Below are 13,332 nucleotides of genomic sequence, written 5' to 3'. Positions count from 1 at the left end.
TCATCACCGAACCTCAGCGCCCTCTTCCAGTTCCAGCATGAGTCCGCTAAGACGTTTTACCTTGCGCTGCACCGCCTCTTCAAAGACCCCGGCGCGCGGTTCGATCAAGGTGAACCAGTGCTTGGCCCGGGTAATGCCAGTGTAGATCAGCTCCTTGGTCAATACAGGGTTCAAGGCGTCGGGCAGAATCAATGCAGTGTGGGCGAACTCCGAGCCTTGGGATTTATGCACGGTCATGGCGTACACGGTTTCGACGTCGTTGAGCCGACTCGGCAACACGAAGCGCACGCCGCCCTGACCATCGTTACGCGGGAAGGCCACGCGCAACACGGGTTTGCCAGCGTCAGGCCCTTCGCGCTCGGGGAGTTTCAAGGCAATGCCGATATCGCCGTTCATCAAACCCAGACCGTAGTCGTTGCGGGTCATCAACACCGGGCGGCCCTCGTACCATTGCTGGTCGTTTTCGATCAGGCGTGCCTTGAGCAGTGCGGCCGTGATGCGCTGGTTCAAACCTTCAACACCCCACGGTCCCTTGCGCACCGCACACAGTAACTGAAAGGTGTCGAACGCCTGCAAGACTTCACGGGCCCAATTGATCCAGTCCGGATGTTCGAGCGGCCTGCCGAGCGGTGGGCGCTGATTGCGCAAAACACTCAGATAATGCCGATAACCTTGCGGGCCATTGTCATGGCCCTCAAGCAGAAGGCGCTCGAGTTGGTGATCTTGCTCGCCCTTGAGCGGCAACGAATACACATCGTCATAGTGCCCTGCCGCCAGCAACTGACGCGCCTCATCCGGCAACTGCTGATTGACCCGTCGCGCGAGTTGGCCGATGCCGCTGCCTTCGCCGAATCGCCGGGAGTGACGCAACATCACCACTTGTTGCGCAAGCGGATGGGTGTCGTCGACGTCTTCATGCAAACCACTGCCCTGCAAGGTTTCACCGCTGACCGACTCCAGCCACTGCCGCGTCTGAGGGCTATACCAACCGCTCTCGGCGTCGCGGCACAGATCTCCCAGCACCGCTCCGGCCTCTACGGAAGCCAGTTGATCCTTGTCACCCAGTAACACCAATCGCGCATGGGCCGGCAACGCATCGAGCAGATTGGCCATCATTTCCAGGTCAATCATCGAGGCCTCATCGACCACCAGCACATCCAGTGGCAAGCGATTGCCGGCATGGTGGCGGAAGTGTCGGGTGCCGGGACGACTGCCGAGCAAGCGGTGCACCGTGGTCACGTCGCAGGGGATTTTGGCCCGCACGTCTTCAGCGACTTTCAGCGATTGCACTTGCTGGCTGATGGACTCGGTCAACCGTGCCGCCGCTTTGCCAGTCGGCGCCGCCAGACGAATTCGCAACGGATGCCCCGCCTCCACCGCCGGCGCCTGAAGCAATGCCAGCAAACGCACCACCGTAGTGGTTTTGCCGGTGCCCGGACCACCAGTGACAATGCTGAAGGCTCCGCGCGTCGCGATGGCGCAGGCGAGTTTCTGCCAGTCGATCACATCGTCGGTTTTGGCCACTCCGAACAATCCGTTCAGCCGTTGTGGCAGATCAATTGGCGTCGCTTCGTCCTGAGAAAGACGTTGGCGCAACGCCGTATCGATGCGGCGCTCATAGGCCCAGTAGCGCCTGAGGTAGAGCCGTTTGCCGGACAACACCAGTGGACGTTGCTGTGCGGAATCACTGCTATCAGCCGACAATGCAACCAACGGGCTGCCGGCCAGCGCTTTGCACCAATGCGCACCGTCGAGGGCCTCCAGCAATTGCGAAGGCAGCAACAGCACCCCGCCTTGCACATCGCCTTCGGGCGGTAGCGACAGGGCGAAATCCGGCGCTTTGAGGGTTTCGAACAGGTCCAGGCACACATGGCCATGACCGAGTTGATGGCTGGTCAGTGCGGCGGCAAGCAATACCAATGGATCAGTATCGGGGTCTAGCTCATGAAGAAACGCGACGAATGCTTTGTCCAGCGCACGCAGCCAGCCTCGCTCGACCCACCGGGTGAGCAGCAACAGCAGATCATCGGAGCGAGTCAGTGGCGAGAGTGAAGACAGGCTGTCCGCAGTCAGCGGCGTCGGTAACAGATCGTCGAAGGTGCGGCTCATAGCAAGACTCCCTGTTCCCATGCGGGTTCGGCTTTGGGTTCGGGTTTGCCTTGAAACATCCGGTCAAGACGCTCGATCAGTTCACGTGGCGGACGGGCAAAGTAAACGCCGCGACTGTCCGCGCGAGTACCGCGCAGGAACAGGTACAGCGCGCCACCGACATGCCGGTCGTAATCGTAGTCGGGCAATCGTGCCTTGAGCTGGCGATGCAACGCCAACAGGTACAACACGTATTGCAGGTCGTAGCGGTTGTCGAGGATCGACTGCTCCATGGCCTGTTCGGTGTAGGCCATGTCATCGGCACCCAGCCAGTTGGATTTGTAATCGGCCACGTAATAGCGGCCGTCGTGCTCGAAGGTCAGGTCAATGAAGCCTTTGAACATGCCATTGAGCTGCACCGGTTCGGCCCCCACCCGCGCCACGCCATTGTGGGTGTACTGGCGCACCAGTTCGTCGAGTTTGAGTACGTCGACTTTATGGCTGGCGAACCAGAATTCCATTTCGACCCGGTACTGTTTCAGTTGCTCAAGAATGACCGGTGCTTGCCCGCCACCCACCAGTAGCGGGGATTTGAGCAAGTGTTGCAGCCAGTCAGTCAGGGTAATTATCCAGCCCTCCCAGCCGCGCAAATTACAGCGCCGGGCAATCGCGTCCTCCAATGCCTCACGGGTAACGGCGAAACCATCATCACCCGCCCACTCCAGCAAACCATGGAGAAACGTTCCCGGATTTGGGCCACGAGGGAAGCGATGGATATCGGCGCCACCGGCAATGATTTCTCGCGGAGCATCGGGGTCGAGACGTTCGTCATCGAACAGTTTCTGGGCCTGAGGACTGTCCGGCGCTTCATCACTGCCGACACTCAATACGTCGCTGATGCGCAATGCGCTGTATGACGCGATCCACCAGTTTTCGCTGGCCTTGCGCTTGGGTAACAGAGTGGCGCTGAGGACGGCATCGTTGCGCGGTGGCTGGTAATGCTCGTCGGTGGGTTGCGGCATTTCACCCGTGCTGATAGCCGCGCAGTCTTGTTGCAGATCTTGCAGCCAACGGCTCAGTCCGATGGACTCCTTCAAGGATTCGCCACCACCAAGCAAATAACCCAGCGCAGAAAGATTCAGAACCGAACTGTTGTTATTGCCCCGCTTGAGATCCGTCACCCCGAGCCAGCAAGCATGTTGCGCCCGAGTCAGGGCGACGTAGAGCAGGCGTAGATCCTCGGCCAGACGCTCATCGTCGGCTTGCGCGATCAGTTCAGGGGTTGGTTTCAAGCTCACTTGTGCCTTGCCCGAAGCATCGTGGTAATGCAGCGGCAATCGGCTGCCGTCCACCGGTTTTGCCGAGCAGATAAAGGGTAAAAACACCAACGGGTATTCGAGGCCTTTCGACTTGTGGATGGTCACGACCTTGACCAGTTGCTCATCGCTTTCCAGGCGCAGAATCTGCTCTTCGCCGGCCTGACCGGACAACCCCAGAAGCTCGGCCAGGTGACGGATCAACGCTTGCTCACCATCCAGTTCGGCGGCGGCTTGCTGCATCAGTTCCGACAGATGCAAAAGGTTGGTCAGTACACGCTCACCATCGCTACGTGCGATCAAGGTCTGCGGCAAGTGGAAGTCATGCAGCAGGCGCCGCAACATCGGCAGCACGCCTTGCTTGCGCCAAAGCTCGCGATAGCCCCGGAACTGCATGACGCGGGTCTCCCAGACCAGCTCATCCTGGTTCAGGCGCTCCAGCTCTGCCAACGGCAGGTTCAGGGTGATACAGGCCAGCGCCGCTTTCAGGGAACGTTCGACATCCGGCTCGGCGCAGGCCTTGAGCCAGGACAACAAGTCGTGTGCTTCTTGAGCCGCGAAAACCGAATCCTTGTCGGACAGATAAACGCTGCGCACACCGCGATTGGTGAGCTCTCCGCGAACAGCCTGGGCCTCTTTTCCGTCACGTACGAGGATCGCAATGTCGGACGGTCGCAGGCCTCTGAAGGTTTTGCCATCCTGAATGAACCCGGCGCTGCCGGTTTGCCCGCCATTGAGCAGAGCGGTGATTTCGCTCGCGCAGGAAGCTGCCAACTGTTGACGGTAGACCGCGCCGGACAGGGGTTGATCGGTGGACAAGTGCCAGACATTCAGCGCCGCGACGTCGTGTCCGGCGATCTGCAGTTTTTCTTTACGACCCTGAGACTCGACGGGTTGAAACGGTACAGGATTTTCACCACTTTTTTCCCGGAACAAAAACGCGCCGCGTCCCTGCTCTCGGGACTCAGCGCGCTCGAATACATGGTTGACCGCTGTCACCATGCCATGGCTGGAACGGAAGTTCGTGCCCAGCGTATGCAGCCGACCGGTAGTGGCTTGGCGAGCGCGCAAGTAGGTGTAGATATCTGCGCCACGAAAAGCGTAAATCGCCTGTTTGGGATCGCCGATCAAAAACAGACCAATATCGGGATTGTTTTCTTCGATGCGGTAGATGCTTTCGAAGATTCGGTATTGCACCGGATCGGTGTCCTGAAACTCGTCGATCAGCGCGACCGGGAATTGCTCGCGGATCAGCGTTGCGAGACGTTCGCCGCCCTCCGATTGCAGCGCCGCATCCAGGCGCAGCAGCATGTCGTCGAAGCCCATCTCGGCGCGGCGACGTTTCTCTTCTTCGAAGCGCGCACCTACCCATTTGGCGGCGTGCTGCAATACCGCCGCATCGGGGGTCGGCAAAGAATCGAGGCTCGACTTTAGCCCCGGCATCGCGTCGAGTCCCGGATGACTCGGGGCTTGGCCTTTCCAGGCTTCTGCCATCCCGTCAGGCGTCAGTCGCGTGAATCCGGTGCCAATATCCAGTTGCTCCAGGGACTCGTCTTCGGCCCAGGTTCTGAGCTTTTCGAACCACGGTTCAAAGTACCTTGCCTGCATCTTGCGACCGTCGACGGTTTTACTGGCAATGCCCTGATGACAGATCGCGAGCAACTCATCGGCCCATTGCCGCCATGGCATTTTCAGTTCGATCAAAGCTGCGCGGCGCTCTTGCAAGCACTCTAAGATCAGCTCTGCCGGAGCTTTGCCTTCATCGCTGTCGCGCTCACTGGCGAACAAACCGCGGATCCGAGGTAACAACGCCGCAGGTCCACCCCAATTGCTGCGAACCCAATTCAAGGCGTCACCCTGCATCGGATAACAGAACAGGCGCCAGTAGTCGCGCAGCACTTCGCCGAGCAAATCGCTGTGGTCGGTTTCCAGGGATTGGGTGAACAAGCTGCCGCTATCGAAAGCATGCTCGCGCAGCATGCGCTGACACCAACTGTGAATGGTGGAAACAGCTGCTTCGTCCATCCATTGCGCAGCGATATCCAGACGATTGGCGCAACCGGGCCATTGCTGAGGGTCGAATTGATCGCGTAGTTCAGCGATCAGTGCATCAGGGGCTGGCGTTTCGTCACGGAAGAATCGCGCGGCCTCGGCAAGGCGTGTGCGAATCCGCTCACGCAGTTCTTTGGTCGCTGCATCGGTGAACGTCACCACTAGAATCTGAGGCGGCAACAGTTCGCGGGCAAAGCCGTTTGACTCGCCACCATGTCCAAGGATCAGCCGCAGGTAGAGCGCAGAAATAGTGAAGGTTTTGCCAGTACCGGCACTGGCTTCGATCAACTGGCTGCCCCGCAGAGGGAATGCCAGCGCAAGCGGTGTCCTCGTGCTCATGAGCGCGCCCCTTCGCTGGACAATGACCGCCAGGGCGCTTCAAACAGAGGACGATACAAGGCGTCGCACCAACCTGAAAAGGTCTCGTCCGAGAGTAATGCAACGAAGTCGGTGAATTGTCGGGACAGTGCAGGACTTTCGCGGCGCTCGCCTTCACTGGTCTGTCCATCGCCTTCGTAGGTTTTACGGGCAGCGGCCTCGGCTTTGACTGGTTCGGTCTGGGACAGCCAGGCAAAAGCGGTCTTGACTGCGATCGGCAGAGGCTGGCGCATGCCCGCTTGCCAGGCGAGTAGAAGATCCCCGAGGAAACGAATGGCTCTCCCCTGTTCCATGGGTTCAAGCATCAACGTGTCGTCACTGGCCACCAACGCCGTGGTCAGCGAGAGACCGCTGGCGCAGGACGCAAGATGATTGACCCAGGGCTTTGTGAGTCGATGCCATTTGCGGCTTTTGATCGAGCCGATGCTGTTGGGAATGGTCGTGACCGACAACAGGCCTCCGTCAGCGCGCTGATGCAAAGCCGAGAGCCAGCCTTCAAGACGCAAGCCCTGCAACTCGAGGCTGATCGGGATCGCACTGGCCAACGGCGTCGGCCACAGGGTCAGGAGTTGCTGATAGCGTTGCAGCAGGTCGGGCAACGGTTCGATCAGTTCCCGTTGAAGGCACTCGCCAAACCCTGCCATTGGCAATAACCCACTGTTTTGCAGACGTCGGGCCTGGGCTTCCAGTGCCTGATCTATATTGTCCGGTTGCCTGAGCGCCGCTTCGAGCAAGCTGTCGCTGAGCGTATATCGTTGCAGAGCGTCCAGTACGAAAGGCTCTTCATCGGCCTGCGGTGCTTGCGCGGCTTCAAAATACACTTTGAGTCTCTGAGTGAAAAAGTGCCGAACCGGGTTACGCAAGAAGTCCTGCAACAGGGTGAGACTCAATGGCTCCTCCTGGACGTGGGGCGCGAGCAATTCCGCCTCGTTCTGTTTCTCGTGGCTTTGATGCAAAACCTGCCATTCGCTGGCATAGCTGAACAACTGATCGCCTTCGTGGAAATAGCGCGCACTGAAGGGCTGCAGCGGGTGTTCTTCCGTCATGGCGCTTAACAGATCCTGGCTTTCGTCGATTGATCGCCAGCCGCTGGCGAGATGATCGCGTAACTGGCCGATCAGCACCGAAGCAGGTCGCTCGCTATTGTCACGAATGCTGCGGCCAACCCAACTGATGTAGAGCTGGTTGCGTGCAGACAGGAGCGCTTCGAGCAAAAGATAGCGATCATCCTCGCGCCGTGAACGATCCCCCGGCCGATAGTCGCTGCCCATCAGATCGAAGTCGAGTGGTGGTTGCGCGCGGGGATAATCGCCATCATTCATTCCCAGCAAACAGACAAGCTTGAATGGAATGGCACGCATGGGCATCAGCGTACAAAAGTTCACCGCGCCGGCAAGAAAGCGCTGAGACAAACGGCCCTGATCCAGTCCGGCGAGCCAGGCTTCACGAACGACGGTAAGCGGAAGATCATCTTCAAGTCCTACAGCCTCACAGGTCTCCAGCCAGGCTTCGCGAAGCTCTTCAAGCTGAGTCAGCAAGTAGTCGTCGTGCTCGTTGCTGGCTTTGAAGAACAGCTGCATCAACGCCTGCAAGCGATGCCCCCACTCTCTGGGTTGAGCCGGCTGTGTGAGTTCCTGATGGGCGAGCTCCAGCGCATCGAGCAAAGCTACCAAGGGCCCAATCAACGCGGCATCCAGCCCCCCGATTTCATCGTAGGGTTCGATACCCGCGCAGTCTGTTGAGCTACCGACCGCGTAACCAAGGAGCATTCGACGCAGGCCAAAGTGCCAGCTGTTCTGCTCCAACTCGTCCGGCAAACCTAGCCCGGCACGTTGCTGGGCGTTCATGCCCCAGCGCACACCGGCGCCTTCAATCCAGCGGTGTAGCGTCGGCAAGTCGCGCTCTTCCACTCCAAAACGGGCGCGCAATGCAGGAACATCAAGCAGGTCGAGGATTTCACTGACGGGGAAACGACTGTCCGGCAGTTTGAGCAAGTGCTCGACCGCAATCAGTAATGGATCACGCCCGCGCTGTCCCTGATCCGCCAAGGTGAATGGGATGAAGCGTGAGTCATAGCGATCAAGCTGACCAAAAACCGCACGGATATGAGGTGAATAGCTGTCGATGTCCGGCACCATCACAATCACGTCGCGAGGGCGTAGATCCGGATTGGCACTGAACCGTGCCAGTAGTTGGTCGTGAAGGATTTCCACCTCGCGTTGAGCGCTGTGGGCAATATGAAAACGGATCGAATTGTCGTGTGCCAGATCCACCGCAGGCCAATGCTCGCGAGTCTCATCGAGTGGGCGCAGTTCCAGGATGTCGTCCTGAAGTTGATTGAGCAGATTATGTGGCTGGGTTTCGCTGAACAGGTCGATGCGTCCGTCGCGAAATGCTGATCGATAGCTGTTGGGATCGTCATAGCTGTCGAGCAGGTTGATGTAATCGCGACCTTGTTTGCCCCATGCTGCAAGGAGAGGGTGAGCATGTTGATGCAGGGTCTCGGGATCAAGTACTACGGGCATACCGCTCTTGCGCGATTGTCGCTTGTACTGGTGACGCAGCAAATCCTTGTCAGCGACGATATCGGCCCAGTGATGGCGGCAAGGGTTATGTACGCACAATAAAACCTGACTGAAACGCGCGAGTCCGGCCAGAGCTTCAAGTACCTGCGCCGGCAGGGAGGAAATTCCGAAAACGATCACTCGTGAAGGCAGCCCCGTTGGCGCTTCTGCGAGGTTACCGATGCGCTCAATAAAACGCTGATGAACACCGGCGCGGCTCTGAGCCATACCTTGGGCACCCACATCTTCCAACAACGCACGCCAAAGCTCAGCCTGCCAGCAACTGGTGGGCGACAGTGGCTTTACTTCGCCTCTGACGTTACGCAGTTGATGTCGACCTTCAGCCCAATCTTCAAGCCAGTCAGCTCTATACACCTGGTATTGGTCGAACAGATCCGCCAGGCGCTCGGATAACTGATATCGCTTGCGCAGGTCAGTGTCGTGGGTCAGGAAACGTTGCAAAGGTTCGAAATGCGCGCGGTCGATAACCTGAGGTAGCAGCCTCATGAGGCGCCAGGTCAGCGGGGCTTTATCGAGCAGGGATTTGGCTGGAATTTCATCTCGGCCTAAAACCATGCGGTAGAGCTGCCACATGAAACTGCCAGGCAATTGCACATCGATTGCCGCTGCGATACCGCAACCACCGAGGTCATCCTCTTCGGGGTCCTCAGCCAAAGCCAACTTTAGCCACTGGGCGATGCCGTTGCTCTGCACCAGGGCAATTTCATTTTCCAAGGGAGCCAGTGGATAGCGCCGCATGATGCTGACCACCAGGCTGCGCAGTTCGTCCAGGCTATTGCTCTGAACCACCATGAATGCAGCGTTGAGGGACTGGGCGTCCGGCATAAGACTTCCTTGGAGAAAAGTACAAAAGCTAGGTCAGAACCTTAGCATTGTCGGCAGGTGATGACAGCCGGACGGCGTCTGTGATTGCTGTACGAACTTTCCTGCGGGCAAAACAAAACCCCAACTGCTTTCGCAATTGGGGTTTCGGAATTTAATCTTGACGATGACCTACTCTCACATGGGGAAACCCCACACTACCATCGGCGATGCATCGTTTCACTGCTGAGTTCGGGATGGGATCAGGTGGTTCCAACGCTCTATGGTCGTCAAGAAATTCGGGTACTGAGTCGTGACCAGTTGGTCTCGCTTCAGCAAATTGGGTATGTGACAGCTTTCGGTGTTTTGTGAACATCGAACTTTCGGTTCGTTTCGTCTTCACACACCGCAACTTGGCCTTTCGACGCAAATTGCTTGGGTGTTATATGGTCAAGCCTCACGGGCAATTAGTATTGGTTAGCTCAACGCCTCACAGCGCTTACACACCCAACCTATCAACGTCGTAGTCTTCGACGGCCCTTCAGGGAACTCAAGGTTCCAGTGAGATCTCATCTTGAGGCAAGTTTCCCGCTTAGATGCTTTCAGCGGTTATCTTTCCCGAACATAGCTACCCGGCAATGCCACTGGCGTGACAACCGGAACACCAGAGGTTCGTCCACTCCGGTCCTCTCGTACTAGGAGCAGCCCCTCTCAAATCTCAAACGTCCACGGCAGATAGGGACCGAACTGTCTCACGACGTTCTAAACCCAGCTCGCGTACCACTTTAAATGGCGAACAGCCATACCCTTGGGACCGGCTTCAGCCCCAGGATGTGATGAGCCGACATCGAGGTGCCAAACACCGCCGTCGATATGAACTCTTGGGCGGTATCAGCCTGTTATCCCCGGAGTACCTTTTATCCGTTGAGCGATGGCCCTTCCATACAGAACCACCGGATCACTAAGACCTACTTTCGTACCTGCTCGACGTGTCTGTCTCGCAGTCAAGCGCGCTTTTGCCTTTATACTCTACGACCGATTTCCGACCGGTCTGAGCGCACCTTCGTACTCCTCCGTTACTCTTTAGGAGGAGACCGCCCCAGTCAAACTACCCACCATACACTGTCCTCGATCCGGATAACGGACCTGAGTTAGAACCTCAAAGTTGCCAGGGTGGTATTTCAAGGATGGCTCCACGCGAACTGGCGTCCACGCTTCAAAGCCTCCCACCTATCCTACACAAGCAAATTCAAAGTCCAGTGCAAAGCTATAGTAAAGGTTCACGGGGTCTTTCCGTCTAGCCGCGGATACACTGCATCTTCACAGCGATTTCAATTTCACTGAGTCTCGGGTGGAGACAGCGCCGCCATCGTTACGCCATTCGTGCAGGTCGGAACTTACCCGACAAGGAATTTCGCTACCTTAGGACCGTTATAGTTACGGCCGCCGTTTACCGGGGCTTCGATCAAGAGCTTCGCGTTAGCTAACCCCATCAATTAACCTTCCGGCACCGGGCAGGCGTCACACCCTATACGTCCACTTTCGTGTTTGCAGAGTGCTGTGTTTTTAATAAACAGTCGCAGCGGCCTGGTATCTTCGACCGGCATGAGCTTACGGAGCAAGTCCTTCACCCTCACCGGCGCACCTTCTCCCGAAGTTACGGTGCCATTTTGCCTAGTTCCTTCACCCGAGTTCTCTCAAGCGCCTTGGTATTCTCTACCCAACCACCTGTGTCGGTTTGGGGTACGGTTCCTGGTTACCTGAAGCTTAGAAGCTTTTCTTGGAAGCATGGCATCAACCACTTCGTCATCTAAAAGATGACTCGTCATCAGCTCTCGGCCTTAAGATCCCGGATTTACCTAAGATCTCAGCCTACCACCTTAAACTTGGACAACCAACGCCAAGCTGGCCTAGCCTTCTCCGTCCCTCCATCGCAATAACCAGAAGTACAGGAATATTAACCTGTTTTCCATCGACTACGCTTTTCAGCCTCGCCTTAGGGACCGACTAACCCTGCGTCGATTAACGTTGCGCAGGAAACCTTGGTCTTTCGGCGTGGGTGTTTTTCACACCCATTGTCGTTACTCATGTCAGCATTCGCACTTCTGATACCTCCAGCAAGCTTCTCAACTCACCTTCACAGGCTTACAGAACGCTCCTCTACCGCATCACCCGAAGGTGATACCCGTAGCTTCGGTGTATGGTTTGAGCCCCGTTACATCTTCCGCGCAGGCCGACTCGACTAGTGAGCTATTACGCTTTCTTTAAAGGGTGGCTGCTTCTAAGCCAACCTCCTAGCTGTCTAAGCCTTCCCACATCGTTTCCCACTTAACCATAACTTTGGGACCTTAGCTGACGGTCTGGGTTGTTTCCCTTTTCACGACGGACGTTAGCACCCGCCGTGTGTCTCCCATGCTCGGCACTTGTAGGTATTCGGAGTTTGCATCGGTTTGGTAAGTCGGGATGACCCCCTAGCCGAAACAGTGCTCTACCCCCTACAGTGATACATGAGGCGCTACCTAAATAGCTTTCGAGGAGAACCAGCTATCTCCGAGCTTGATTAGCCTTTCACTCCGATCCACAGGTCATCCGCTAACTTTTCAACGGTAGTCGGTTCGGTCCTCCAGTTAGTGTTACCCAACCTTCAACCTGCCCATGGATAGATCGCCCGGTTTCGGGTCTATTCCCAGCGACTAGACGCCCTATTAAGACTCGCTTTCGCTACGCCTCCCCTATTCGGTTAAGCTCGCCACTGAAAATAAGTCGCTGACCCATTATACAAAAGGTACGCAGTCACAGAACAAAGTCTGCTCCCACTGCTTGTACGCATACGGTTTCAGGATCTATTTCACTCCCCTCTCCGGGGTTCTTTTCGCCTTTCCCTCACGGTACTAGTTCACTATCGGTCAGTCAGTAGTATTTAGCCTTGGAGGATGGTCCCCCCATATTCAGACAAAGTTTCTCGTGCTCCGTCCTACTCGATTTCATGACTAAGAGATTTTCGCGTACAGGGCTATCACCCACTATGGCCGCACTTTCCAGAGCGTTCCGCTAATCTCAAAGCCACTTAAGGGCTAGTCCCCGTTCGCTCGCCACTACTAAGGGAATCTCGGTTGATTTCTTTTCCTCAGGGTACTTAGATGTTTCAGTTCCCCTGGTTCGCCTCTTGCACCTATGTATTCAGTACAAGATAACCATCTTATGATGGCTGGGTTCCCCCATTCAGACATCTCCGGATCAAAGTCTGTTTGCCGACTCCCCGAAGCTTTTCGCAGGCTACCACGTCTTTCATCGCCTCTGACTGCCAAGGCATCCACCGTATGCGCTTCTTCACTTGACCATATAACCCCAAGCAATCTGGTTATACTATGAAGACGACATTCGCCGAAAATTCGATAATACTCAATTCAGAGTAACTCACAAATTTTACCTTAGCCTGATCCGTTACCAGTGAAAGTAACGTTCAGTCTATCTTTCTATCACATACCCAAATTTTTAAAGAACGATCTAATCAAAGACTAGAAATCAACATTCATCATCACACTGATGGAATGCTCATTTCTAAGCTTTCAAAACTTCAGAAGCAGTAGTGGTGGAGCCAAGCGGGATCGAACCGCTGACCTCCTGCGTGCAAGGCAGGCGCTCTCCCAGCTGAGCTATGGCCCCGTATTCTCTACAGGCGTTTCCCACACAAAATTGGTGGGTCTGGGCAGATTCGAACTGCCGACCTCACCCTTATCAGGGGTGCGCTCTAACCAACTGAGCTACAGACCCAATTTCGGGCTGCTTCTTATCGTCTTCTTCAATGAATCAAGCAATTCGTGTGGGAACTTATGGAGCAGCTGATGTCGTCGATTAAGGAGGTGATCCAGCCGCAGGTTCCCCTACGGCTACCTTGTTACGACTTCACCCCAGTCATGAATCACACCGTGGTAACCGTCCTCCCGAAGGTTAGACTAGCTACTTCTGGTGCAACCCACTCCCATGGTGTGACGGGCGGTGTGTACAAGGCCCGGGAACGTATTCACCGCGACATTCTGATTCGCGATTACTAGCGATTCCGACTTCACGCAGTCGAGTTGCAGACTGCGATCCGGACTACGATCGGTTTT

3 protein-coding genes, 2 tRNA genes and 3 rRNA genes (1 of these 8 only partly in view) are annotated in these 13,332 nt (G+C 56.3%); all 8 read right to left on the bottom strand.

Translation table 11 applies throughout. From position 1 onward, the window contains the following. Positions 1 to 3: 3 nt before the first annotated feature. On the bottom strand, positions 4 to 2,109 hold the full coding sequence (gene recD / locus PSH79_RS03515) for an exodeoxyribonuclease V subunit alpha (protein ID WP_305441264.1): 2,106 nt from the start codon (positions 2,107 to 2,109) through the stop codon (positions 4 to 6). Then, complete coding sequence (gene recB / locus PSH79_RS03510; RefSeq protein ID WP_305441263.1) at positions 2,106 to 5,795, bottom strand: exodeoxyribonuclease V subunit beta; 3,690 nt, start codon at positions 5,793 to 5,795, stop codon at positions 2,106 to 2,108. Before recB ends, recD begins: the two co-directional genes overlap by 4 nt. Then, on the bottom strand, positions 5,792 to 9,244 hold the full coding sequence (gene recC / locus PSH79_RS03505; RefSeq protein ID WP_305441262.1) for an exodeoxyribonuclease V subunit gamma: 3,453 nt from the start codon (positions 9,242 to 9,244) through the stop codon (positions 5,792 to 5,794). The genes recB and recC overlap by 4 nt, the downstream gene beginning before the upstream one ends. Positions 9,245 to 9,399: 155 nt before the next feature. Then, a 5S ribosomal RNA gene (rrf, locus tag PSH79_RS03500) occupies positions 9,400 to 9,515 on the bottom strand. Between the two features lie 151 nt (positions 9,516 to 9,666). Continuing rightward, positions 9,667 to 12,560 (bottom strand): 23S ribosomal RNA (locus PSH79_RS03495). A 250-nt stretch (positions 12,561 to 12,810) separates the two neighbouring features. Beyond that, a tRNA-Ala gene (locus PSH79_RS03490) sits at positions 12,811 to 12,886 on the bottom strand. Between the two features lie 31 nt (positions 12,887 to 12,917). After that, positions 12,918 to 12,994, bottom strand: a tRNA-Ile gene (locus PSH79_RS03485). A gap of 82 nt (positions 12,995 to 13,076) precedes the next feature. After that, positions 13,077 to 13,332, bottom strand: a 16S ribosomal RNA gene (locus PSH79_RS03480) (it continues 1,281 nt past the right edge of the window). Together the 16S, 23S and 5S rRNA genes with 2 tRNA genes alongside form the textbook arrangement of a ribosomal RNA operon.

Origin of the sequence: Pseudomonas sp. FP2196, assembly GCF_030687715.1 — a bacterium.
GTDB lineage: Bacteria > Pseudomonadota > Gammaproteobacteria > Pseudomonadales > Pseudomonadaceae > Aquipseudomonas.
This window is presented reverse-complemented; position numbering and strand designations above follow the sequence as displayed.